Origin of the sequence: Paraburkholderia atlantica (assembly GCF_009362785.1) — a bacterium.
GTDB classification, from domain to species: Bacteria; Pseudomonadota; Gammaproteobacteria; order Burkholderiales; family Burkholderiaceae; genus Paraburkholderia; species Paraburkholderia atlantica.
Map to the genome: position 1 here is coordinate 46,765 of NZ_WHNQ01000003.1, position 24,526 is coordinate 71,290.

The 24,526-nt window shown below is 62.4% G+C and carries 24 protein-coding genes; 7 read left to right on the plus strand and 17 right to left on the minus strand.

Annotated elements, in window-relative coordinates; genetic code table 11:
* Window positions 1–95 precede the first annotated feature (95 nt).
* Window positions 96–446 (plus strand): BON domain-containing protein, encoded by a 351-nt coding sequence (locus tag GCT19_RS04720; protein WP_152851175.1) that lies wholly within the window; start codon window positions 96–98, stop codon window positions 444–446.
* A gap of 226 nt (window positions 447–672) precedes the next feature.
* A complete protein-coding gene (locus tag GCT19_RS04725) occupies window positions 673–984 on the plus strand; it encodes a high-potential iron-sulfur protein (RefSeq protein WP_085951688.1) in 312 nt (103 codons plus the stop codon).
* A 66-nt stretch (window positions 985–1,050) separates the two neighbouring features.
* Here GCT19_RS04725 and GCT19_RS04730 read toward each other — a convergent pair whose 3' ends face one another.
* Window positions 1,051–1,479, minus strand: a complete 429-nt coding sequence (locus GCT19_RS04730; protein WP_152851176.1) for a hypothetical protein — start codon at window positions 1,477–1,479, stop codon at window positions 1,051–1,053.
* Window positions 1,480–1,572: 93 nt separating this feature from the next.
* Window positions 1,573–2,589, minus strand: a complete 1,017-nt coding sequence (gene trpS / locus GCT19_RS04735) for a tryptophan--tRNA ligase (RefSeq protein WP_018436330.1) — start codon at window positions 2,587–2,589, stop codon at window positions 1,573–1,575.
* 300 nt (window positions 2,590–2,889) lie between these two features.
* Here trpS and GCT19_RS04740 point away from each other — a divergent pair, with 300 nt between their 5' ends.
* Window positions 2,890–3,270 (plus strand): hypothetical protein, encoded by a 381-nt coding sequence (locus GCT19_RS04740; protein ID WP_152851177.1) that lies wholly within the window; start codon window positions 2,890–2,892, stop codon window positions 3,268–3,270.
* Here the strand turns inward: GCT19_RS04740 and GCT19_RS04745 are convergent.
* From GCT19_RS04745 to GCT19_RS04780, 8 genes are all read right to left on the minus strand, one after another.
* Window positions 3,263–4,984 (minus strand): IlvD/Edd family dehydratase, encoded by a 1,722-nt coding sequence (locus GCT19_RS04745; protein WP_152851178.1) that lies wholly within the window; start codon window positions 4,982–4,984, stop codon window positions 3,263–3,265. The genes GCT19_RS04740 and GCT19_RS04745 overlap by 8 nt on opposite strands.
* Window positions 4,981–6,435 carry an NAD-dependent succinate-semialdehyde dehydrogenase gene (locus tag GCT19_RS04750; RefSeq protein ID WP_152851179.1) on the minus strand — a complete coding sequence of 485 codons (1,455 nt, stop codon included), beginning with the start codon at window positions 6,433–6,435 and terminating at the stop codon, window positions 4,981–4,983. Before GCT19_RS04750 ends, GCT19_RS04745 begins: the two co-directional genes overlap by 4 nt.
* 10 nt (window positions 6,436–6,445) lie before the next feature.
* Window positions 6,446–8,338 (minus strand): thiamine pyrophosphate-dependent enzyme, encoded by a 1,893-nt coding sequence (locus GCT19_RS04755; RefSeq protein WP_152851180.1) that lies wholly within the window; start codon window positions 8,336–8,338, stop codon window positions 6,446–6,448.
* Between the two features lie 18 nt (window positions 8,339–8,356).
* A complete protein-coding gene (locus GCT19_RS04760) occupies window positions 8,357–9,427 on the minus strand; it encodes a Gfo/Idh/MocA family protein (RefSeq protein WP_152851181.1) in 1,071 nt (356 codons plus the stop codon).
* A complete protein-coding gene (locus GCT19_RS04765; RefSeq protein ID WP_152851182.1) occupies window positions 9,424–10,539 on the minus strand; it encodes an ABC transporter ATP-binding protein in 1,116 nt (371 codons plus the stop codon). The genes GCT19_RS04760 and GCT19_RS04765 overlap by 4 nt, the downstream gene beginning before the upstream one ends.
* Window positions 10,540–10,543: 4 nt before the next feature.
* Window positions 10,544–11,389 carry a carbohydrate ABC transporter permease gene (locus GCT19_RS04770; protein WP_152851183.1) on the minus strand — a complete coding sequence of 282 codons (846 nt, stop codon included), beginning with the start codon at window positions 11,387–11,389 and terminating at the stop codon, window positions 10,544–10,546.
* Entirely contained in the window at window positions 11,382–12,263 is an 882-nt protein-coding gene (locus GCT19_RS04775; RefSeq protein ID WP_152851184.1) for a carbohydrate ABC transporter permease, read from the minus strand. The genes GCT19_RS04770 and GCT19_RS04775 overlap by 8 nt, the downstream gene beginning before the upstream one ends.
* 61 nt (window positions 12,264–12,324) lie before the next feature.
* Entirely contained in the window at window positions 12,325–13,608 is a 1,284-nt protein-coding gene (locus GCT19_RS04780; protein WP_152851185.1) for an ABC transporter substrate-binding protein, read from the minus strand.
* A 237-nt stretch (window positions 13,609–13,845) separates the two neighbouring features.
* Between GCT19_RS04780 and GCT19_RS04785 the strand changes: the two genes are divergently transcribed.
* On the plus strand, window positions 13,846–14,565 hold the full coding sequence (locus tag GCT19_RS04785; RefSeq protein WP_035491506.1) for an IclR family transcriptional regulator: 720 nt from the start codon (window positions 13,846–13,848) through the stop codon (window positions 14,563–14,565).
* 277 nt (window positions 14,566–14,842) lie between these two features.
* Here GCT19_RS04785 and GCT19_RS04790 read toward each other — a convergent pair whose 3' ends face one another.
* Window positions 14,843–15,319, minus strand: a complete 477-nt coding sequence (locus tag GCT19_RS04790) for a bacteriohemerythrin (protein WP_152851186.1) — start codon at window positions 15,317–15,319, stop codon at window positions 14,843–14,845.
* A gap of 387 nt (window positions 15,320–15,706) precedes the next feature.
* Here GCT19_RS04790 and GCT19_RS04795 point away from each other — a divergent pair, with 387 nt between their 5' ends.
* Window positions 15,707–15,952 carry a hypothetical protein gene (locus tag GCT19_RS04795; protein WP_152851387.1) on the plus strand — a complete coding sequence of 82 codons (246 nt, stop codon included), beginning with the start codon at window positions 15,707–15,709 and terminating at the stop codon, window positions 15,950–15,952.
* A gap of 285 nt (window positions 15,953–16,237) precedes the next feature.
* Here GCT19_RS04795 and GCT19_RS04805 read toward each other — a convergent pair whose 3' ends face one another.
* From GCT19_RS04805 to GCT19_RS04820, 4 genes are all read right to left on the minus strand, one after another.
* Window positions 16,238–17,356 carry a dihydrolipoamide acetyltransferase family protein gene (locus tag GCT19_RS04805; RefSeq protein WP_152851187.1) on the minus strand — a complete coding sequence of 373 codons (1,119 nt, stop codon included), beginning with the start codon at window positions 17,354–17,356 and terminating at the stop codon, window positions 16,238–16,240.
* 4 nt (window positions 17,357–17,360) lie between these two features.
* Window positions 17,361–18,341 (minus strand): alpha-ketoacid dehydrogenase subunit beta, encoded by a 981-nt coding sequence (locus GCT19_RS04810; RefSeq protein WP_018436315.1) that lies wholly within the window; start codon window positions 18,339–18,341, stop codon window positions 17,361–17,363.
* Window positions 18,334–19,449 carry a pyruvate dehydrogenase (acetyl-transferring) E1 component subunit alpha gene (gene pdhA, locus GCT19_RS04815; RefSeq protein ID WP_152851188.1) on the minus strand — a complete coding sequence of 372 codons (1,116 nt, stop codon included), beginning with the start codon at window positions 19,447–19,449 and terminating at the stop codon, window positions 18,334–18,336. The genes GCT19_RS04810 and pdhA overlap by 8 nt, the downstream gene beginning before the upstream one ends.
* 215 nt (window positions 19,450–19,664) lie before the next feature.
* Window positions 19,665–20,450: an IclR family transcriptional regulator gene (locus tag GCT19_RS04820; RefSeq protein ID WP_013093606.1), complete on the minus strand. Its 786-nt coding sequence runs from the start codon at window positions 20,448–20,450 to the stop codon at window positions 19,665–19,667.
* A gap of 186 nt (window positions 20,451–20,636) precedes the next feature.
* On the opposite strand from GCT19_RS04820, the gene GCT19_RS04825 reads away from it, so the two are divergent.
* Together GCT19_RS04825 and GCT19_RS04830 are read left to right on the plus strand one after the other, a co-directional pair.
* Window positions 20,637–21,920, plus strand: a complete 1,284-nt coding sequence (locus tag GCT19_RS04825; protein ID WP_152851388.1) for an MFS transporter — start codon at window positions 20,637–20,639, stop codon at window positions 21,918–21,920.
* Window positions 21,921–21,924: 4 nt separating this feature from the next.
* A complete protein-coding gene (locus GCT19_RS04830; RefSeq protein WP_152851189.1) occupies window positions 21,925–22,371 on the plus strand; it encodes a type II 3-dehydroquinate dehydratase in 447 nt (148 codons plus the stop codon).
* A gap of 67 nt (window positions 22,372–22,438) precedes the next feature.
* Here the strand turns inward: GCT19_RS04830 and GCT19_RS04835 are convergent, their stop codons facing one another.
* On the minus strand, window positions 22,439–22,786 hold the full coding sequence (locus tag GCT19_RS04835; RefSeq protein ID WP_152851190.1) for an NIPSNAP family protein: 348 nt from the start codon (window positions 22,784–22,786) through the stop codon (window positions 22,439–22,441).
* Window positions 22,783–24,504: an FAD-dependent oxidoreductase gene (locus tag GCT19_RS04840; RefSeq protein WP_152851191.1), complete on the minus strand. Its 1,722-nt coding sequence runs from the start codon at window positions 24,502–24,504 to the stop codon at window positions 22,783–22,785. The genes GCT19_RS04835 and GCT19_RS04840 overlap by 4 nt, the downstream gene beginning before the upstream one ends.
* Window positions 24,505–24,526: the final 22 nt, after the last annotated feature.

The following is a 24,526-nucleotide window of genomic DNA, read 5'->3' on the forward strand; positions in this document are numbered from 1 at the left end:
ACGAAAGACGACGGCTATCTGCCGTCGTGGGCACGAAGCACCATCGATAGAATGTACGAATGTCCATTCAGAGCTTATTGGGGAAATCGACTTCAATGCGAAACGCGCCCTACATCCAAGGCCGGTTACTGATCGTCGCGATGTTCGCGTTGCCCGCGTTCGTCTTCACCAACGGCTGTAAGTCGACGGCGACGGCGACACCGTCCGCGAATGCGTCGGGGGCAATCGCCACTGACGACGCCACGCTCGCCAACCGGGTGAAGCAGGCGCTTGCCGCGGACCCCGCGCTACGATCGCTGCCGATGAGCGTGGCGACGTATCGAGGCGTCGTGCAGTTGTCGGGATACGTGGATTCAGAGGCTCAGATTCTGAAAGCGCTTGCGGTGACCCACGGCGTGCCCGGGGTGCAATCCGTGAGCAATGATCTGCACCTCAAGCCGCAATGACATGCGTTCGCCGGTAGACGGATGACACGAGAGTCACGCGGTACAGCACACGCCCTCGTTCTCAATATGTCGCAACGTGATATGTCGACCAACAGGCCGGCTTCGAAACCGGTGTTCGACAATCGAAAGGAATGTCGATTGCTCATGTCATGACGAGGCGGTTCGCGATTGAGCGGTTCACCGTCACTTTGCGGCCGCCTGTTTGTGTTCGAAAGGAGTTTCGATCGTGTCGCTCTCTCGCCGTCATTTCATGATACTTGCCGCATCCGTTGCCTCGACGACCGTCCTCTCGACGAAGTCAAACGCGGACGCGCCGGTGCTGGCCGAAAACGATCCGACCGCGCAGGCGCTCGGATACAAGATGGACGCGTCCAAGGTCGACAAGACAAAATTCCCTCGGTATCAGACCGGGCAGACCTGCGCAAATTGCCAACTGTATCAAGGCAAACCCGGTTCTACGAATGGGCCGTGCCCGACCTATGGGGGCAAGCTGGTCGAAGCAAAAGGATGGTGTAACGCCTACGTGAAAAAGGCGTAATTTACAACCTGCGGGCTTTGAACGAGAACCGTCACGCACGACAACGAACAACAAGCCCGCGTGCGTTCAGCACCATGTCACCTGGTCATATCCAACCGTGCGCCGGTAGACGTGCGTGGCATTCCAGTTGCACGTCGTGTATTCCATGTACGCATTGGTAAGAACAACGATCCAGTGTGACAGCGTTTGCATCACGATCTCCAGAGTTCGGAAAATGCCCTCAAGGCTCCTGCGGCGCAACAATTCGATGATTGTTGAGCCGTAGTTTTGTCGTCGGATAAGACGACCGCACAGTCCAGCTTCGGGATTTCGATTTCGTCGCGAATGCCTGGCCAGATCGTGCGGTTCATCATCGCCTTCTGCGGCAGCAACCGATTCTTCGAGGATCTGAATCGACCCAGGGCCAAAAACCGCCAATGAAAATGGCGAACCGTTGTCGCGATGCAGCACTGAAGCGACCCCGGCAACGGAGAGCGATGCATGATGTGACTCCATGCTGCCGGTTGTGTCTCGACGCGGCAATTGCGAAATCCGCCACCGCGATTGCTGATTCTTGCCGTCGAGCGCGACATAGCCGATCTTCGCTGCTCAGCGCTGAAAGTAGGTCAAGCCCAGCGCGCCTCTGACCTCTGACAATGTTTCTCCAGCCACTTCCCGCGCGCGCATCGTACCGCGACGCAGGATCGCAAGCACCTCGGCCGGGTCTTCCTCCAACTCGCGACGTCGTGCGCGAATCGGTTCAATCAGCGACTGGAGCCGCTCGTTCAGCACGCGCTTGATCACGCTGTCGCCAAGTCCCCCACGCCGATAGTGGGATTTCAGTTCGTCGACTTTCTGCACGTCGGGCTCGAACGCATCGAGAAACGCGAACACGACATTGCCTTCCACCTGACCAGGATCGCTGACTCGCAAGTGGTTCTGGTCGGTATACATGTTGTTGACTGCCTTGGTGATTTCGTCCGGCGTGGCGCCTAATGCGATCGCGTTGCCGAGGGACTTGCTCATCTTGGCTTTGCCATCGATGCCGGGCAATCGCGTGACCTGTGACAGCACCGCCTCGCATTCGACCAGTACAGATCGGTCGACGGTGTTGTTGAAGCGCCGAACCAATTCGTTGGTCTGCTCGATCATCGGTAGCTGGTCATCGCCCACGGGTACGTGCGTTGCCTTGAACGCGGTGATGTCAGCCGCCTGACTGATCGGATACGTGAGGAAGCCTGCCGGGATGTCGCGCTCGAAACCGCGCAGGCGAATCTCTTCCTTGATGGTCGGGTTTCGTTCGAGACGCGCGACCGTCACGACGTTCAGCAGATATTGAAACAGCTCGGCCAGCTCTGGCACCTGGGACTGGATGAAGATCGTCGACTTCGCTGGGTCGATGCCCACCGCAAGATAGTCGAGCGCTACTTCGATGACGTTCTGGGTAACTTTCTGATGCCGGCCGACGTTGTCGGTCAGCGCCTGCGTGTCAGCGAGAAGCAGGAACTGCTGCGCCTCATGCTGAAGTTGGACGCGCGCACGCAGCGAGCCGATATAGTGGCCGAGGTGAAGCGGGCCGGTGGTGCGGTCACCGGTCAAGATCGTGGGGCGGTTTGTGTGTGTCATGGACAGGAGGCTCATAATTTCGATGCCACCAGCCATGAGCGCGCTGAAACGAAAATGCCGCCAGGACTGGCGGCATCACGTTTGCGAATATGCGTGTGTGTGGAAACGGGCCGCCGGATTCAGGCGTGCCACCAACGATGCGGTTTCAGCGAGGTCGGGTTCGTATCCATAAATTTGAGTATAACGCAGCCTCGAACGAATTTGCCTGATGTCGGCGACGCGTACGAGGGTGACGCGCTACGTGCAGGCGCGAAAAAGGGAAAGTGATACGATTGTCCGGCGTTCGATCAGGAGACGAATATGCCCATCTATCAGATCACTCGCAGTGTTCTGGAGCGCGTCGCCCAGGCGGTATCGCGCTCCTTCCACGATGACGCTATCTACAGCGAAGAGGCTGCGGCGGATGGTCGGTTGAACGTGCTGCTAGTCCGCAACCCGGCCGGACCCGACACTCCCTATATTTCGCTTCGCTTCCCCGGTGACCTGCTGGGTCGCCTCGAAACGCTGGGGCCCAAGCAAACCGCCATTGTCGGAAATCACATTCGAAACATTGTTTCGGCCCGTCTTGCCGACTACCGGAACGCGGCCGACGCCGGAACGCTGAGCCGGAACGACCCCTTCCCGATCGAATTCGACGAGCGCATCTTCGACGCCACCGCTGGTGGAGATGAGACTACTTGAGCTCGTCGGAAGGAAATGCGGTGAGGAAATCGAAGTCGCACCCTGCCGCGGCGGATAGCACGTGATCGTGATAAAGCCGCTGGTAACCGCGCGCATACATCGCTTCCGCCGGACGAATCTCAGTGGCACGACGCGCCAGCTCGGCCTCGTCAACCAGTAGATCGATCCGCTTGTTCCGCGCCGAGAGCCTGATCCGGTCGCCGTTGCGCACCAGCGCCAACGGGCCGCCGAGCGCCGCCTCCGGCGTCACGTGCAGCACGATGGTCCCGTAGGCGGTGCCCGACATGCGCGCATCGGAAATCCGCACCATGTCCTTCACCCCCGCCCGCGCAAGTTTCTGCGGAATCGGCAGATAGCCGGCCTCGGGCATGCCTGAAGCACTGCGCGGCCCCGCGTTCTGCAGTACGAGAATGTCGTCCGCGCGGACGTCCAGATCGGGGTCGTCGATGCGGGCGGCCAGATCTTCGAGCGAGGTAAATACCACCGCGCGCCCTTCGTGTTCGAGCAGTTCGGCGGTAGCGGCGGCGCGCTTCAGAACCGCACCGCCGGGCGCCAGGCTACCGTTCAGAACGATCAGCCCGCCCTCGGCGCTGACCGGTTGCTCCGTCGAGCGGATCACGGCCGGATCGATCGGATCGGCAAGCGGCTTGTTCAAACGCTCCTCGAGACTCTGCCCGGCGATGTCGCGGCAAGTCAGATCGAGTTGAGGCATCAAGCCGCGCAGAACACCCTCCAGCCCGCCGGCTGCATGAAAATCCTCCATGTAGCCGTTGCCTACCGGCTTCAGATCCACGAGCACGGGCGTTTCATCGGACAGCCGGTTGAACTCGTCGTAATCGATCTTCAGTCCGATTCGACCGGCGATCGCCGCCAGATGAATCACGGCATTGGTCGAACCGGAGACCGCCAACAGCACGCGCAACGCGTTGCGCACCGATGCGGGCGTCACGATCTCGGCCGGTTTCGGTCCGCCATCGAGGGCCATGCGCGCAACCAGCGCTCCGGTCTCCTCGCAATTGCGCAGACGATCCGCGTGCACGGCCGGAATCGCCGCCGACCCCGGTAGCATCATGCCCAGCGTTTCCGCGATCAGCGCCATGGTCGACGCGGTGCCCATGACCGCACACGTGCCCGCGGTGACGGCCAGACGTCCCTCCACCTGCCGGATCTCCTGCTCCGGGACTTTCCCCGCGCGGAAATTGGACCAGAAACGGCGGCAGTCCGTGCACGCGCCGAGCCGCTCGCCGCGATGTCGCCCGGTCATCATCGGACCGGCCACCACCATGGCGGCAGGCCGCCCCGCGGAGATCGCGCCCATCAACATCGCCGGCACGGTTTTGTCGCATCCGCCGAGCATCACCACCGCATCCATCGGCTGGGCGCGAATCATTTCCTCGACGGCCATCGCCATCAGGTTGCGATAGACCAGCGAAGTCGGCGAAAGGAATACCTCGCCCAGCGAAATCACCGGAAACACCACCGGCAACGCGCCCGCTGCCAGCACACCGCGTTCGACCGCCTTGATCATTTCGGGGAAGTGGCGATGGCAGTTATTGAAGCCACTCTCCGAGGTGCAGATTCCGACGATCGGCTTGTCGAGCGATTCGCCGGTGTACCCCATCGATTTGGCAAACGACCGGCGCAGATAGCGCGCGAAGTCGTGATCACCGTAGTTCGTCAGGCCATTGTCCAGGCCACGCGGTTTTTGATTCATGTCCCATTCCTTACGATCAGGCGATGACGAATGTATTTGGGCGTCAGGTAATCAAGTATGCCGAGGCTGCCGCCCTCGCGGCCAAAGCCCGATTCCTTGATACCACCGAAAGGCGCCTCGGCCGTCGCCAACAGCGTTTCATTGATGCCGACCATGCCCGCCTCGAGCGCTTCGGCGGTCATCGCGGCCAGTGCCGAATCGTGCGTGAAGACGTAGGCCGCCAGACCGAACTCGGTTGCATTGGCGCGCGTGATCGCGTCCGTGACGTCATCGAAAGCCGCAATCGGCGCAACGGGTGCAAACGGCTCCTCGCACATGATCCTCGCGTCGTCGGGAACGTCAACCAGCACGGTCGGCTCGATGAAATGCCCTCGTTCGAGATGGGACGGCCGTTGGCCGCCAGCCAATACTCGCGCACCACGGGCGCGGGCATCCTCGATCAGCGACAGTGCGCTCTCCACCGCGCGGGCGCGAATCATCGGACCGAGGGTGGTTGCAGGATCACGTCCATCCCCGATCCTGAGTTCCCTCGCGACGGCCGCAAACGTCTCGGCAAACGGCGCCAGGATCGAGCGGTGCACATAGAAACGCGACGGCGAGATACAGACCTGGCCACAATTGCGGAACTTGGTCGTAGCCAGCTTTTTCGCGCTTTCCACGGGGTCCGCGTCGGCATGGACGATCACGGGTGCATGCCCGCCCAGCTCCATCGTAACCTTCTTCACATGATCGGCGGCGAGCCGCAGGATCTCCTTGCCGACCGGCACCGACCCCGTCAGCGACACCTTGCGAATCACCTTCGATTGAACCAGCCGGGCCACCATCGGTTTGGCGTGACCGGTCAGGATGCCAAGCACCCCGGCCGGCAAGCCCGCATCGAGCAGAACCTGCCCGAGCGCCATGCAGCTGCCTGGCGCTTCCGAAGCCGGACGCGCGACCACGCTGCAGCCGGCCGCCAGCGCCGCGGCAATCTTGCGCGACGGCAGCAACATCGGGAAATTCCATGCCGACAGCGCGAGGCACGGCCCCACTGGCTGATACCCGACAGCAAGCCGTTCGTCGGCATGGCGCCCGGCAATAGTGTGTCCGTAGATGCGCTTGGCCTCCTCCGCATACCACTCGAACTGGTCCGCGCTCGCGTTGATCTCGCCGCGCGCCTCGAGCAACGGTTTGCCGGTCTCGCCGCTCATCAGGAGGGCATACGTGTCATTCCGGGCTCTCAGAAGGTCCGCTGCGCGGCGCAGCACCACGGCTCGCTCCCACGCCGGCGTCTTGGACCATCGCGCGAAACCGCGCTCGGCCGCCGCGAGCGCAGCCTCTTCGTCGGCTTCTGTCGCGGCGGGCACGCTACCAACCGGCTCGCCGGTCGCCGGACTTCTGACCACGATACATTCACCGTCGGACGCACCGCGCCACGCGCCGTCGATCAGCAGGCCACCAGATTCGTACATGCTCTCCCCTTCAGATTCGCGTCTTCGTATAAGCGTCCTGCACGCCGTCGGACCACGGGCCGACGTTCCATCGGCCATACGCACCCATGCCGCCTGCGGGATCGGCACCGTAATAGACCGGCACGTGAATCAGACTCAGGCCAGGGTGCGCGTGCGCCTTCGCGAGCGCATCGCGCAGACCCCGCTCCGTATCGCCGGCCGACAATGCCATCACACCCGCCACCGCTCCCGCCATCGCCACATAATCGACGGCGACCGAATCGTTGGTGCGGTAATCGGTATCGAACTGCGCTTCCTGCAAGCTGCTGATCGCCGCCATGCGGCGGTTGTCCAGCAGCAGGATGGTGCCGTGCACGCCATGCTCGATACCGTCGATCAGGATCTGCGGATTCATCATGAACGAGCCGTCGCCGGTGAACGCGATGCCGTAGCACCCTTGCCGCGCGATCGCCTGAGAGAGCAGCGCGGATACCGCGAAACCCATATACGACGCGCCGGACTCGGTATACGTTTCGCCGGGCGAGTCGTCGCGGATCACCTGGAAGCCGTTAGCCTGCACGTCGCCGGCATCGAAAAACTTCAGCGCACCGATCTCGCGGCAAAAACGCTCGGCGATGGCGATGGCCTGCGGTTGCGTCAGCACCTCGCGCCGCCACACCGCATCGAAACACCGCGGGCCGCCGGCGCGCGCGTCGCGCAAGGCCGTCCACTCGGCTTTCTTGCGCGCGGCCTGTTCGAGCCATGCCGATTTCGCCGGCGTCAACGGCCCCGCCAGCGCCGCCGCGAGCCGCTCGCAGATGGCCGCTGCATCTCCAAGCAACGCGGTGCTTTCGTTGTAGTGCTGGACGTCGGTCGGATCGGCGTTGATGTTGATCACATGACGAACTTTCGGCCAGCCGATCCCCGAGCAGTCCGACTGACACACCGCGCGGCTGCCGATCACGATCAGCAGCTCGGCCTCCTGCATGGCCCAGTTGCCGCTGATCGATCCTTTCGAGCCCGCCACGTGCAGGTTCTGCGGATGCGCGTCGGGCAGCACGCCAACCGTTCCGGGGCTCAGGACCGCGACCGCACCGCTGGCTTCGGCCAGCCGCCGCACGGCCACCGGCGCATGACGCGCGCCAGCGCCGACCTTGATCGCCACCCGCTCCGCGCCCGCGATCAACTTCGCAGCCACGGCCAGGGACGCCTCGTCCGGTATCGGTAGACGCGGCCAAACGGGTCGGGCCGCGAGCGCATCGAGTCTCAGCGACACCCGCGCCAGTTGCGTGTTCAGCGGCAGATTCAGATAGAACGGCGCGGGCCGCCACGGATGAAACACGGCCGCACTGCCATTGCGCAACGCGTCGCGCAATGCAGCGGGCGTGTGCAACGTATAGGACGCCCCCATCCGTTCTGTCAGTGAGCCAAACAATCCCTGCCCCGGCCGAGGAATCTGCTGCATGTTGTAGCCCTCGCCGTGCGTCGTCTCGTCGCCATACAGATGGTAGACGCCGACCCCGTTCGACGCCGCGGCCAGCGAACCGGCGAGCGCCTGCAAAGCGCCCGGCCCGATCGACGTGAGTACCGCGGGAACTTCGCCGTAGACCCACGAAAGCGCGGTGGCCGCGTGCGCCATTTCCACTTCGTTGCGGAACTGCCAGCATTTCACGAGACCGTGCGCCTCGTAGATACGCAGAATCTCGGCAATCGCGGTGTTGCCGTGCCCGAAGATCGCCAGATACTTGGTCACGCCCTGCTTCATCAAACCCAGCACGAGCGCTTCGGCCAAAGGCAGTTCGACGACATCGGAAAGCAGGCCGTCCGCGAACGCCGCGCTCAGCCCGCCCGCCTCGCGCAACCAGGCGGCGCGGCTTTCTGTCGTGACCGGAAGCTGCTTCGACGGACTAACGAGATCAGACATGGTGGTGCCCTCTCGGGATCAAAATGCCAGGCGAATCGCCTTGCCTTCACGGGCCGACTGCTCGGCCGCCGACGAGAAGCGCAGCACCTGACGGGCCTCCCTCGCCGTCAGCACCGGCGCCCCACCCGTTTGCAGCGCATTCAGAAAATGCCGCGTCGACAGCACGAAGCTCTGCTCCCAGCCGCTCGGCACGTCGTAGGTCGTGATCTGGCCGTCCCGGTACAGGGTCACGGGCGGCGTCGCCCCGAGCCGTCCATGGCCGCCGTTGATGAAAAGCACCCCCGCCGTGCCGGTGATCTCGACGCGATCGTCCTGCGCATAGTGGCGCGTCACGAGTTCCATGTCCGGCGAATAGACGATCTCCAGATTGCCGACGCGATTGCCGGGAAACCGGAATGAGATGATCGACTGTGCATCGAAACGCATGCCGCCCGGACCTTCGGTATCGCCGATGAACGCATGCACCTCTTCCGGATCGCCCATGAAATGCCAGGCGAGCGCGAACTTGTGATGTCCGTCGTCGAATACGAGCGGCCCGCCGCCCGCGTGAGACTTCTCACTGCGCCATGCCGATGCGGACGGCGGCACTTCCCACGCCGTCGCGCTGCGCGCCGGGTTCGACTTGATGCGGATCGACAGCGGCGTGCCGATCGCGCCCTGATCGATCAGCTCGCGCGCCTTCAGAACGGGGGGATAAAAGATGAAATTCTCGAAGACCTTGAATGGCCGGTCGTAGGCCTCGGCGGCCGCCACCAGTTGGTCTGCCTCGGCGAGATCGACGCACATCGGCTTTTGCAGCGACACGATCTTGCCCGCAGCCATCGCCTTCAACGCCACCGGCAAATGCAGATGATGCGGCAACAGAATTTCGACCAGATCGATGTCCTCACGTGCGAGGAAGCGATCCACGTCCTCCTCGACCGCGACGTCGGGAATGCCCCAGGCCGCGAGCTTGCTGCGCGCCTGCGCCGCATCCCGGTCGCAGACGCCGACGATGCGTGCCAGCGGATTCTGCAGGTATTCGATGGCGTGCAGATCGGAGATGCGGCCCGCACCGATGATCCCCACGCGAAAACGAGATCCCGTCATTTTTCTTCCTCTATTTGAATAGTCTCTGTTGGCGATGGTTTGCGTTCATCGCTTCGCTTGGCGTGATTCCCGATCGCGATCCCGGCCGGGTCGAAGCGATGCAGCTTCGACCTGTCTACATTCAGACCGACTTCGTCTCCGCGGCGCACGGCGTGCGCGAGGGGCGAGCGCACCGTGAGCGTGGGTAGCCCATTGCCGATGGCGAGGTAATACAGCGTCTCCGCGCCAAGCTGCTCGACGAGTTCGATGCGCCCGCCAACACTCGCCTGCCCGCGTGCGCAAAGCGTGATGTGCTCGGGCCGGACACCGATACAGTCGACGCCGTCCGGCGCGCTGCGAGGTCCGGCATCATCCGGGCTCATGAGATGCGGCCAGGCCGACGCCGGGAGCACGTTCATCGCAGGCGCGCCGATAAAGCGCGCGACGAACAGATTCGCGGGCCGTTCATAGAGCTCCATCGGCGTGCCAACCTGCTCGATCTTGCCGCCGTTGAACACCACGATCCGGTCCGCCAGCGTCATCGCCTCGACCTGGTCGTGCGTGACGTACACCATCGTCGCGCGCAATTCGGCGTGCAGTCGCGCGATCTCGAGGCGCATCTGCACGCGCAACGCGGCATCGAGATTCGAAAGCGGTTCATCGAACAGAAAGATCTTCGGATGGCGAATGATGGCGCGCCCGATCGCGACACGCTGCCGCTGGCCGCCCGACAACTCTCTCGGCGTGCGTTCCAGCAGATGATCGAGCTGCAGCGTCTTGCCGACCTCGGCCACCTGCCGTCTGATCTCGCGCTTGTCGACACCCGCCAGGCGCAATCCGAAGCCGATGTTTTCAGCCACCGTCATGTGCGGAAACAACGCATAGGACTGAAACACCATCGCTATTTCGCGCTTCGACGGATGCACCTGCGTCACGTCCCGTCCATCGATATGGATCGTCCCGCTCGACACATCTTCGAGGCCGGCGATCATTCTCAGCATCGTCGATTTGCCGCAGCCCGACGGGCCGACGAACACCACGAACTCGCCGTCGGCGATGTGCAGATCGACGCCATGGATCACCTCATGGCCAGCGAACGATTTGCGTATTCCCTGCAGACTCAATTGCGCCATTCGATCACCCTTTTACCGCGCCCATGGTCATGCCCTTGATGAAGTAGCGCTGGAAGAACAGAAACACCAGCAGCGTCGGCAAGCTCGCCAGAATCGACAACGCCCCCTGCACGCCCCAGGCGACGGAATACTGGCCATTCAGGTTCACGATGCCGAGCATGATGGTGCGTTTGTCGTCGGATTGCGTGAATACCAGCGGCCACAGAAAGTCATTCCAGATCCACGTGAACTGCAGCGTCGCCAGCACCGCGAGCGCCGGCAAACTGAGCGGCAGCACCACCGATAGCAGCACGCGCGGCTCCGATGCGCCTTCCATGATCGCGGCTTCACGCAGCGTGGTCGGCACGGTTGCGAAGAAGTTGCGCATCAGCAGCGAGCAGATCGGAATGCCCAGCGCGGTATGCACGAGGAAAACCGGCCACAGTGTGTCGATCAGGCCGAGAAAATTGAAAAGCCGGAACAGCGGAATCAGAATCACCTGCGGCGGAAAGAACATGCCGGACACCAGCACCAGGAACAGACCATTCGAGCCGCGAAAAGGCAGCTTGGCGAATACGTAACCGGCGAGCACGCCAAGCGCGGTCGACACGATCGTGGCGGGCACGGTGACGATCAGCGTGTTCACGAAATACTGGTGCACCGCGGGCTTGGACAGCACCTCGATGAAATTGCCGAGGTACAGCCTGACCGGCAAGCTCCAGAGATCGCCCAGCGCAATGTCGCGCTGCTCCTTCACCGACGACAGCAACACGCCGACAGTGGGCAACAGGAACAGCACCGCCAGCACCACGAGAATCGTGAATGTGGCCGCTCTCGCCGGATTGAAGCGGGCATACGGACGCTCATCCATAGATGCGGTCCACCTTGCGCAGCTGACGGAAATACAAGCCGATCACGGAGACGGCGATCAGGAACAGCACCACCGAAATCGCACTGCCATAGCCCATGTGATATTTCTTGAAGCTCTCGTTGTACATGTGCATGGCCAGCGTATCGGAACTGTTGAACGGCCCACCGCCGGTCATGATGTAGAGAATGTCGAAACCCTTCAGTGAGTTGATCACCGACAGCGCCACCGCGACCACGGTGGAGGGCGTCAGCAACGGCAGGATCACGAGGCGGATGCGCTGCCAGCGGCTCGCGCCTTCGATATGGCAGACCTCCTGCAGGTCTTCGGGAATCGCGGTGAGCCCGGCGAGATAGATCACCATCGACAGCCCGGTCTGTTGCCACGACCACGCCACGATCACGGACCACAGCGCCGTATTGGGTTTAGCGAGCCACGCAAAGTCGTGAGGGGTTCTTGTCGCGTGAGACAGAAACAGGTTGAGCAGCCCCCAGTCGGGCTGATAGATCCAGATCCAGATCTGGCCGACGATCACGGCCGACAGACAGATCGGCAGATAGAAGATGCTCTTGAACACGCGGGAACCGGGCACCTTCGAATCGAGCAGCAGCGCGAGACCCAACCCCAGCAGCGTCGGCAACCCGATAGCGGCAACGATCCACAGCGCGGTATTGAGCGCCGCATGCGAAAACAGATGATCGTCGCGAATCCGCGTGAAATTGGACAACCCGACAAAATCATAGTCGGACGAAAAGCCATTCCAGTCGGTAAAGCTGTAATAGAACGACGACAGCAGGGGTCCCACCACCAGTATTCCGAAAACGCCCAGGGGCAGCGCCAGAAATACCACGCGCCATAGCCGATCGTGTGTCCTCATCTCGCGTCTCTACCGGAAAACAAGGCGGGCCGCCGCCGGGCGACCCGCCTTCGTGGAGGTATCACTGCTTCTTGAACGCGGCCTGCGCATCCGTCTGGGTCTGACTCAGCAGGCCCTTGATATCGCCCGGCTGGTCGATGAACTTCGCAAACATCGACAGACCGACTTCCGACACCGGCGGCGGCGTGGCGAGGTCATAGTTGAAGGCGAAGCTGTTGGACTTCTCGACCGCGGCGGCGGCTTTCTGCATCACCGGGCTGTAGTGGGACTGATCGACCTTCACGTTGGCCGACAGCGCGCCTTGGGACGACGTCCAGGCCGACTGCACGTCGGTGTTGCTGACCATGTAGTCGAGCAGTTTTTCGCTACCCGCCACGTTCTTCGCGTTGGAGGAGATCACGAGGCCGTCCACCGGACCCAGCGCGACATTCGGCACGCCCGCCTGCATCTGCGGGAATACCGCAACGTCGTAGTCCTTGCCCGCCACCAGATGGTTGTTGTTCCAGTAGCCCGTGATCCACGTGCCCATCAGCGTCATCGCGGCATCGCCCTTTGCGACCTTGTCGGCGGCGTCGGTCCAGTCGATCGCGTTGGCGTTATTGTTGAAATAGCCTGCATCGAACATGGACTTCCATTGGCCCATCACCGAGCTCACCTGCGGATCGTCGTAGCGGGCATGCCCCGTCATCAGCTTCGCGCGATAGTCCGGCCCCGCGGTACGCAACAGCATGTAGTCGAACCAGAACTGCGCGGGCCAGCGATTCTTCGACCCCATCGCAATCGGCGTGATGCCTTGCGACTTGAGTTGCTTGCACATGGCGAGGAAGCCGTCCCACGTCGTCGGCATTGCCGTGATGCCCGCCTTGCCCATCACCTTCGGGTTATAGAAAATGCCGACGAAGTGATAGTCGACCGGCACCAGATAGCGATGCCCGCTGTAGCTCGTCGCAGCCGCCGCGATCGGTTTGGAGATCACGGAATCCAGCCCCGCGGACTTCCACATGCCGTCGATCGGATGCAGGCTCTTCGAATCGGCGATGAATTGCGTCTTGGCGCCCGCCCAGAAACTGAAAACGTCGGGCAGGCTATGCCCGGCCGCGCGTACCAGGATCACCGACTTGAAATCCTCGTGTCCCACCGGGCTTTGCTTGATTGCGATCCCGGTCGCCGTGGTGAATTTGGCGAGCTGTTCGTTGAACGCCTTCTCCCCCATGTCGCCCGTGAAATAGTCGCTGATCGACACCTCTCCCGAATCCGCGAAGGCCGGGGTGGTGAATCCCGCGGCCGAGGCCAGCAGTGCAGCCAGCACAAGCGCGCGACGCTTTACTCCGTGTCTCCCCAACATGCCTTCCTCCGTAAAGTTGACGCATGCAAAACAACTTGGATTAAAAACTGCACTCACTGCTCCGACCGACCTGGTTCATCTGTGCTTAATTTGCATATGCACAACATTACTTGACATCTTGCGTAAAAAAATCCGTGTAATTCCCTACATTGAACGATTTTTCGGCTACAGTTTTCCTATGTAAAACTTTTGCGTGTTTTACATAGGAAAACTCCTTAATGGCGTGGAGAGATATTCATGCGACTGCTCCAGTCCCTGACTCGTGGCCTCGAAGCCCTGACGTATCTGCGGACTCATCACGGCCCCGTCCGGCTAACGGAACTGGCGAGCGAACTCGAAATGGACAAATCCATGGCCGCACATCTTCTGAAGACGCTGGTTGCCGCCGGCTATGCGGCGCAGGATTCCAATCGGCGCTATCTGGCCTCGAACGGCAGTCAACCGGGCAAGCCGGTACAACGCACGCTCGAAGAAGTCGTCGCGATCAAGGAAGCATGGCGCCCGGCGCTGGAAAGGCTCGCCGCCTCCACCGGGGAATGCACGCATCTGGCGGTGCTGGTCGGCTCGCGCGTCTGGTATATCGACAAGGTCGACTCGACCTTGCCGCTGAAGGTCGATCATCCGATTGGCGCTCTGTCGCCGCTGCACTGCACGGCGCTCGGCAAAGCGTTTCTGGCCTTCGGCCATGCCGAAACGCCGGCGGAACTGGTCACCTACACATTGCGCACCCTGACCTCGGAGCCGGCTCTCGCGCAGGAGTTGGAGCTGACGCGTCAGCGCGGCTATGCCATCGATGACGAGGAATTCACCGATGGCATCCGCTGCGTGGCTCGTCCCATTTACGACGCGCACGACGAGATGATCGCCGCCATGGGCATCTCCTGCCCGAGCGTGCGCGTCGACGCCGCCCGCCTCGCCGAGCTGGGCGACATCGTGCTGCGCGAATCGGGTAGTTGAACGGGGCTGATATCGTCCGCGGCGATTCCAGCAGCGGCGCCCGCACGCGACGATGCGTTGACGGCAGCCGCAGCGCATTAAAACTCCGGGCGCGCAGAGCGTAGACGCATAGAGAGTCACGCAAATAGGCGCCGCGAGGATTGCTTTGTCGAGACGCTACGCAAACCGACCGCTAGCGACATTCTGCGTTAGGAGCGACGCGACACGGATTGAGCCAGCAGTCTGCTGGCTACAACTTATGAGGCCCAGTGTATTTCGACGGTCAAAACGGCAAACTTCAAATTGTCCGTCTTAAGACAACGGGCTTTCCACCCATCGTCTGTTTGGTCATCCATGCGGCAAGCGCGGAATCGAGGTAGTCGGCGTGTCCGGGAAACCAGTTGTACAGATGCATGCCGATGTCCTGCACCAGCGCGGAACCGGCCTGCCCTGCTTCGACCGCTGCCTTAACGTCCCGGACCGACTTCAGCACGGCTTCGTGCTCTTCGATGTGGCAGTCGCGCGGGGGAAAGTTTGTCGTGCGCATCCATTCGTCTTCCTGCTCGAAATGGCTGACGGCGTGTTTTTCGAATTCCTCGATCGCGGCTAGGGCGCTCGCATCGGTGCAGGTCACGAGCCGTAGCGCGACTTCGTAGAATTCCTTATGCACGTCATCCATCGGCGTGAAGCCGAGTAGCCGTGCGTCCGACCACAGAAGGCTATTGTCACTTTCCCGCACAGGGGCTTCGACATCTTTCAATACAGAGTCTGTCATGTCCGTTCAATCCGGCTTTATCAAGAGCTATATCATAGCCGTCGAACATAGAACGCCGCGAATTTCCCAGCATTTCACCATCAGCGTGGCTTAAATCCTTCAGTCTTTCGAGGCTTGCCGGGCCAAACCATCCGGCCCGGCATTCATGCACGCCGAGGCGCTTTCCCTTCAGTTCTCCAGCACTGGTCGCCGCTTGCGTTGCGCGCCCGTTTCGCGCCGCTGACTTCTCTGGCCGTCTTTGAGTATTACCGTTTCGCAAGCTGGTTCTGATTCAGGAAGTCCTGACGGCTGAAATCAGCGCTTCCTGAGACGACATTCCGCCGGCGCCGATTGGCCGCACGCACCGATCTCCATAGCATCGATTCATCGCATATCGAAGGGAAAATCATGGCGGGCAACAGGTCACTGCGTTCTGAGGTCGAAAAACTCGTTGGCCCGACGCGGGGCCACGGGGCGTGCGTGCGGTTGGTGGACCGCTCCCGCTCGGGTGGAACATGCCGCGTGTGCATTCAGATCGATCGGCCGTCCGGCACGTTCTCACTCTTCTTCTTTCGCCATGCCGACGGCACGTGGCACGTGTTTCCGCCGGGCCTGCGCCGTCCGGAAATGGGGATAGGCGGGCTGGCTGCCTGACCGTTCATGAATCGATGAAACGTCACGTTGTGGGGCGCTATCGCGGGTTCGTTATCGAAGCGCACATGGAGCCACGCACGGCCCGTTTGTCCGATGGAATCGCGCTGACCTATCGCGTCACGTGGTCGTTACGCAGAAGGACGCGAAAACAACACGTCACCGGTGACTTCGCCGATCCCGTTACATACGAGTCGGAGAGTGTTGCCCTCACGTGCATCGACCGCGAGGCTCGCGCTCTTATCGATGCGATGCTGGCGAATCGCGCCTAACACACGCGAACCGCGATCACGCGTTCTGCAGATCCGCGATCGTCGCCGCCAGGAAGCGCGCCGCCTCGCCGCCTGTCACGACGCGATGATCGAACGTCAGGCTGAGCGGCAAAATCCGGTGCACGGCAGGCGCGCCGCCTGTCGCGACCACCTGTTCATGGATGCGCCCCGCGCCGAGGATCGCGACGGTCGGCGGCACGACGATCGGCGCTGCGTACTTCCCCGAAATCATCCCGAAGTTCGACAGCGTGATCGTGTTGCCGCGCATTTCTTCCGGCGGAATCTTGCGCGCGCGGATGTCGGCGCGCATCCGGTCGAGACCGCCGCGCAGATCCGCCGCATCGCGATGCGCGACGTCGCGCAGCACCGGCACGAAGAGTCCATCGGGCAGATCGACGGCGATGCCGAGATCGATCTTTTCCAGTACGTGGCGTCGCCCAGTATGTCCGTCGAACCATGCGTTCAGTGCCGGCTCAGCACGGCAACCCGCGACCAGCGCGCGGATCAGACGGATCGTCACGTCGGTGTGCGGCGGCCATGCGTGAATGTCGGCATCGTCGATCACGGTCGCGGCCGCCACTTCGCTTTGCGCGCGCGCCATGTTGTGCGCCATCGCACGCCGTACGCCGCGCAGCACCTCCGGCGGACCGACTTCACCGAGTATCTTCGCGACACGCTGCACGTCAGCCGCCGTGATGACGCCTTCCGGGCCGGACGGCGTCACCATCGAGAGATCGACATCCAGCTTGCGCGCCAGCGCGCGCGCCGCCGGAATTGCCTTGATCACCCCGCCGCCCGCGCCGACGCCACCGCCCGTACCGAGCGCCGCAGGCGCGTCCTGCACGACATGCTGGCCAACTTCCATATGGCCGACGACGGTGCCCGCGTCTGCATCGTCGCCCTCGCCTTCGAACGCGACAAGCGGCGCGCCCAGATGCACGATATCGCCCGTCCGTCCAAACAGCTTCGTGATGCGGCCGGATTGCGGTGCCGGAATCTCGACGATCGCCTTCGCCGTCTCGACCGACAGCAACGGTTGATCCGCGCGCACTTCGTCGCCATCGCTCACATGCCATTCGACGATTTCCGCTTCCTGCAAGCCTTCGCCGAGGTCGGGAAGTTTGAAGATTTTCATGGCTTTATGACGCCTCCATAGCCTGCCTCACCGCGGCGACGATGCGCGACGCACCCGGCATGTATTGATTCTCGAGCCGGTACAGCGGCACCACGACGTCGTAGCCGGTCACGCGCTGCACAGGCGCGAGCAGCGAATAGAGTCCGCGCTCGGCGATATTGGCGGCGATCTCCGCGCCGATGCCGCCCGTGCGCGAGCCCTCGTGCACGATCACGCAGCGGCCCGTCTTCGCCACCGAGGCCAGGATCGTGTTCATGTCGATCGGCTTGAGCGTCGCGACGTCGATCACTTCGGCCATCACGCCTTCCTGCGCGAGCAGATCGGCGGCGCCTTGTGCGTCCTGCACGGCACCGCCCCAGCACACCAGCGTCACATCCGAGCCCTCGCGCAGCGTAAAGCAGGTGTCGAGCGGCAGCCCTTCGCCGTTGTCATCCACGGTCTGCCGGTACAGCCGATAAAGTCGCGTCGGCTCGAAGAAGATCACCGGGTCGGGATCGCGAATCGCGGCCAGCAACAGCCCGTATGCGCGCGCCGGCGACGAAGGCGTAACGACGCGCAAGCCGGGAATGTGCGCGAACAGGGCTTCGGGGTTTTCGGAATGATGCTCGGGGGCATGGATGCCTGCGCCGCACGGCGTGCGGATCACGAGCGGACAGGTGAGGCGTCCGCGCGTCCGATGCCGCAGACGGGACGCATGATTGAGCACGTGATCGATCGCGGGATACAGAAACCCGCTGAACTGGATCTCGGCGACGGGCTTCAGCCCCATCGCCGCCATGCCGATTGCGGTGCCCGCGATCGCTGCCTCGGCGAGCGGCGTATCGAGCACGCGTTGCGCGCCGAAGCGTGCCTGCAGGCCGACCGTCGCGCGAAACACGCCCCCGTTCACGCCGATGTCCTCGCCGAGCAGCACGACGGCGGGATCATGTTCGAGTTCGTATGCGAGCGCCAGATTGAGCGCATCGATCATGTTCAGATCAGCCATGGCCGTTGCCTCCGTTCCGACCAGGCCGACCATTGCCCGCTATTGGCGCGAATCGCTGCGCGCTTTCCAGTTGCTCGCGCATGGCATGCGGCAGCGCCTCGTACAGGTGATCGAACATCGCGGAGGTATCGGGGGGCGGCACGGCCAGATATGCCTCTACGGCTGCTTCGACCTGCGCGTGACACGCCCGGCCGAGTTGCTCATCCTGCGCCTTGTCCCAGAAGTTCATCCGCATCAGATACTTGCGCAATCGCAGCAGCGGCTCGTATTCCCATTGCTTCTGAATCTCATCCGAGTCGCGATAGCGCGTTGCATCGTCGGCCGTCGTGTGGTCGCCGAGTCGATAGCTGAGCGCTTCGATCAGTGTCGGGCCGTCGCCTCGCCGCGCTTTCGCGAGCGCCGCATGCATCACCTGATGCACGGCGATGACATCGTTGCCGTCGACCTGCAAACCGTCGATGCCCGCCGCGATTGCCTTCTGCGCGAGCGTCTGCGCCGCGCTCTGCGTGCTGCGCGGCACCGAAATCGCCCACTGGTTGTTGTTGACGACGAGCACGAGCGGCGCCTGCCAGACGCCCGCCATGTTCATCGCTTCGTAGAAATCGCCCTTCGATGTGCTGCCGTCGCCGCAGATCGTCACGGCGACGCGCGGTTCGCCGCGCAGCTTGAACGCGTAGGCCGCACCGGCGGCATGACACACCTGTGTGCCGATGGGAACGCAATTTGGAAAGTCGAACCGCGGCACGCTGAAGTCGCTGCCGCGTTCGTCACCGCCCCAATACAGCAGGCTTTCCGTCATCGTGACGCCGCGCAGCAATTGCGCCGCATGGTCGCGATACGAAGGGAACAGCACGTCATCGGCCTGCATCGCGCTCGCGACGCCCACCCCGATCGCCTCCTGCCCCACCGACGATGCGAACGTGCCGAGCTTGCCGGTGCGCTGCAGCGCGACCGCTTTGGTATCGAATGCGCGGGTCAGCACCATCGCGCGATAGAGGGAAATCAGCGTCTCGGGTTCCCGCGCGAACGCCGGCAATGGCTGTACGGGCTCGCTTTCGGGGCCCAGATATCGCGTATATCCGATGTGAAAACTGGCAGTCGTGGTCATGACCGCCCTCCTTGCTGTTCGGATGTCGAATGCGTGCAGGAGATCACGTGCACAACCCGTGCCTGTAGGCCCAGGGGTGCCGGCGCGCTGAACGACGGTTCGGGCGGCTTATCGTTTGACAGGGAAAGCGGGGATAAGGTGCGAAATTTTGTGCTGCGAAGTGCGCGTCAATGCAGGTGGAGAAGCATGCGCGGAGGGATGTGCCCGCAAATTCTTCATCCCTTGCCGAGCGGCGGCCGACTCGGAAATCCCGCCATATTGCTCAACTGGGCCAGTTCATTCGTTGCGTCGCGCAGCAGTATCGAGTACTCGTGAATCTTCCCGGTCGTCAACCGCACCCGCGGACCGGCCAAACTGATGACGCCGACGCAGCGCGAGCCGCTCACCACGGGCACCGCCACCGCAGACATACGCGGGGCAAACACCTCGTCGATCATCGCATAGCCACGCACGCGCGCAGCGTGCAGGAAGCCCAGCAGCGCTTTGAGCGTCGTCGGCGCATTGGGTCCAAACTCGTTCGGCTGTCCGAAACCCTGCTTCAATACCAGCGCGGCCGCCTGCTCGTCGGTCATTGTCATCAGCCATGCGTGTCCGGTCGACGTGCATGAAAGTCGTGCTGCCTGGCCCATGTCAGGATCGTAGCGAAAGCCGATGCGCTGTCCGTCCGCTTTCCCCACCCAGATGATTGCTTCGCCGTCCACCAGCGACAGCCGCGCCAGCTCGCCTGTCTGCGCAGCGACGCGTTCGATGATTGGCTGGGCGATATCCGCGATACCCGTCAGGCTCAAAAATTCCAGCCCGTTCGACGTCATGCGCATGGTCAGAATATAGCGGCTGTGATCGACCAGTTGCCTGACATAGCCGCCTTCGATGAGCTCGGCGAGCAGCCGGTGGCAGGTGCTGCGTGGCAGGGACAAAGCGTCGGCAATGGCCAGAAGGCCCGCGCCTTCGGGTTGCGACGCCAGGAAATCAAGAACTCTCAGGCCGTTTTTGAGCGACATTTTCGCGCGATTTCACTATGTGCAATGCAGTTCCGGTGCGGAACGTCCCGCTTTCAGAGCGCAAACAATAGCACTTGTTCGTCGCAGAAACGAACGGTTCAACAAATCAGGCATTCAGGAGACGACATGTCATTTTTTGCTGATTCAGACCTTGCCGCGGAGGAACACTCCGCGCAGGCCCACTTGATGGCGCGCCGGGCGGTGGCAGGCGCGACCGTCGGAACGGCGCTCGAATGGTTCGACTTCGCGCTGTATGGCGTGGTCGCGGCCACGATCTTTCCAAAGCTGTTTTTCCCGTCGCTGGACCCCACCGCCTCGCTGCTCGCGTCGCTGGCCAGTTTCTGGGCAGGGCTCGCCGCCCGCCCGCTAGGCGCGGTGATCTGCGGGATGCTCGGGGACCGTTGGGGACGCCGCAAACTGATGCTCATCACCGTGTCGGTAATGGGAGTTTCATCGTTCCTGATGGGGCTGCTGCCCACTTACCACCAGGTTGGCATCCTCGCGCCGACGTTGCTGGTGACACTGCGCATCATCCAGGGTTTCGCGCTTGGCGGCGAGTCGACAGGCGCGCAACTGATGGCGGTCGAGCATGCATCTGCGAACCGACGTGGTTTGTATTCGGGCCTGCTTGGCATCTGCTCGCCACTCAGCCAGATTCTCGCCAACTTCTCGCTCTTTACGCTGGCCGCGCTGCTTTCCTCGGACGACTTCGATGCCTGGGGATGGCGAGTCCCGTTCCTCGCAAGCTTCGTGCTGGTGCTGCTGGGCATCTACATCCGCAGGAAGGTGAGCGAGACACCCGCGTTCGAGGCGCTCAAGAAGACTGGCGCTCGCACACGCGCCACCAATCCGCTAGGCACCGTCTTCAAATATCACTGGCGCACCGCGCTTCGCCTGACGCTGTTCTTCTGTGGCCCGGCGGCGCTGTTTTATCTGATCGTGGTGTTCTCGCTCAGCTATCTGACCAAACACCTCGGCGTACCCAAGCAGACCGGTTTCATGCTGTTGATGGTTGCGAATGTCTGCGCCATCGCGGGCGCGCTGGTCGGCGGTTATCTGAGCGATCGGATCGGACGCAAACGTGCGCTGATGATCGGTTCGTTCTGCACGCTGATCTGCTGCCTGATCTATTTTCCGATTCTCAATCAGAACTCGATCGCGATGACGATGGCCGTGATGGGCGCCTTCCTCGGCTTCACCCAATTCCAGAGCGGCATCCAGCCGGTGTGGTTCGCCGAGTCATTTCCGACCGAGGCGCGCTACACGGGGTCCGCACTGTCGTACTCGGGAGCCAACCTGCTCACCGGCGGTCCGATGCCCATCGTCGCGGTTGCGCTGCTCAATGCCTTCAACGGTTCACCGTGGGCCATCGTAGCCGTTTGCGGCTCGTTGAACCTGATCTCCTTCCTGATGATCGCAATCTCCCGGGAAACCAAAGACACGGCTCTCGAACGCTCTTCTACACATTGACACCATGACTCGCAAACTCTACATCCTCAATGGCTCCAACCTGAACATGCTGGGCATGAGGGAGCCACATCTTTACGGCAGCACGACGCTGAAGGACATCGAACGGAACTGCCTCGCACTGGCCGACGCCCTGAAGTTCGACTGCGTATTCCGTCAAACGAACAGCGAAAGCGAGTTGATCGACTGGATCCAGGAAGCGTTCCTGCAGGACGCCGCGCTGGTCATCAATCCGGCCGGCTTTTCATTCGGTCGGATTCCGGTGCTCGACGCGGTCAAGCTGATCCGCCGGCCGGTCGTGGAATTGCACATCACCAACATCCACCGACGCTCGGAGGAATATCGTCACTCGACGATTTCGGTGGCGGCTACCGCGGTAATTTGCGGGGCTGGTGCGAACGGATACTTGCTGGCGATCCGCGCGATCGACGATCTGTGGGGCAACCAGACCTGAGCCGCCTCTTCTGTGAGAGAAGCACGCGGGCTCCGCGATGGAGCCCGCTTCGGCCGACAGCTTGGGCTTACTTTGCGACACTATCCAGCGCGGTGGCCCGAATGAGCCGTGTCTCCTGAGCCGTGATCAGATGCCCCGATGCCTTCAGATAGACGGGGAAATCGGGATGCGTATCGCGTGCCAGGCACCGTCGTTCGTAGTCGGCCAGATCGTCATACCCCCACAGGTGGGTGAACTGGTTCTGCGGCCCGACCATACTCGTCCAAAAACCGAGCGGATGTCCAAGCGTCTCGAGCAGGATTGGCATCGCGAGCCTGTCAAACACGTCGAGAAACTCGGGCATCTTGCGCAGCGCGATCGTGTAGACCCGGAAATCCAACAGGGGCTTTGCCAGATACATGGCGCGAGTGTTCATGCGCACACCTCCTGTTTGGAGGTCGTGGCTTTGGCGGCGATCGCGTTACCGGTGACGAAGCCGAACGTCATATTCGGCCCGTGGGTGATGCCTGCGCCCGGATAGTTGCCGCCCATCACACTGCGGCGGTCATTGCCGACCGCGTAAAGGCCCTCGATCTCGCTGCCGTCAGCCCGCAGAACCTCGCCAGTGACGCTGGTCTTGAGGCCGTCGAACGTGCCCAGATCACCCATCACCACCTTCACCGCATAGAAGGGGCCGGTCGCAATAGGCGCAACGCAAGGATTAGGCTTGTGGTCCGGATCGGCGAGATAACGGTTGAACGAGGTGCGACCGCGATGGAACGCCGGGTCCTCTCCGCGCTCGGCATCGCGATTGTAGGCATGGACCGTCATTTCGAGCGCATCGGGAGCAATGCCGCAATTGCGCGCCAGCTCGCCGATCGTGTCGCCCTTGACCAGGTAGCCTTTGCGCAGCAGCGGCCCCACCGGCATCGGCGCGGGCTTGGCATAGCCCAGTCCATACTTGCCCAGCGCGACCTTATCGCAGATCAGCCACATCGCCGTCTCGCGTTCACCCTCGCAGGCGCGCATCAACGCGGCGCCAACGTCGTGGTAGGAGTTCGATTCATTGGTGAAGCGCTGACCGCTGCGCAGCACGCCGATCACGCCGGGCTTATACCGGTCGAGCAGATGCGGGAACACGCCAGTGCGGCCCTTGCCGAAGGGCACCTTCGACACAGGCATCCAGGCCGCCGCATCGGCGAAGCCGAGCTTCACGGCACCACCCACCTGCTGCGCCATGGTCAGCCCGTCGCCGGTATTGCCGACGGGCGTGGGCGACAGATGCTCACCCCCACGCTTCACATGCGGATAGACCTGCGCGATGCGCTTCAGATCGTGCGGGAAGCCGCCACAAGCCAGCACGACGCCGTGCCGGGCGGTGATCCGCAGCTCACCGTCCGCTGCGGCCGCGCGCACACCGATCACCTTGTCGTCGTCGCTCAGCAGTTCCTTCACGGGCGTCGACGTGAGGATCGGAATGTCGATCGCCAGCGCCGACTTCGCGAGCCTCGCGGCGAGCGCGTTGCCGCTCGTCACGTTGATCCCGCGCCGGTAGAGCGCCAGCTCCTTGATGTGCGTAGCCAGACGGCGGGCCACATACATGAATGAAACGATGGACTTGGTCGCGCGGAAGAAGTGCTTGAGGTCCGCGTTCGAGGAATTGAACATCATCCCCATGAAAGTGATCGTCTCGAGCGGCAGCTTGAGGCGGCGCATGTCCTTGCCCAGCCCGCGAATGTCATAGGGTGCGGCGAGGATCGAGCGGCCGATGTCGACGCCGCCCGGCGCATCCGGGTGATAGTCCGGATAGAGCGTCGGCACGAACTTCATCTCGGTCTCGCGCTCGAAGAACTCGACCATTTTCGGCCCGTTCTCGATGAAGCACTGGACCGCGGCCGCATCGAAGTTGTCGCCCGTCTCGCTCATCATGTATTCGCGCACGCGCTCGACGGTGTCAGCCGGGTTCTGCTGTCGGCCGAATTTGCTCAGCGGAATCCACAGGACCCCGCCCGACAGCGCGGTCGTACCACCGAACACGGGCTCCTTCTCGAGCACGATGACATCGAGGCCGCGCTTGCGTGCCGTGATCGCAGTGGCGAGGCCCGCGGCACCCGATCCGACCACGACCAGATCGCAGGTGATCTCCTTGGTCATATCCAATCTCCTTCGTTATGGT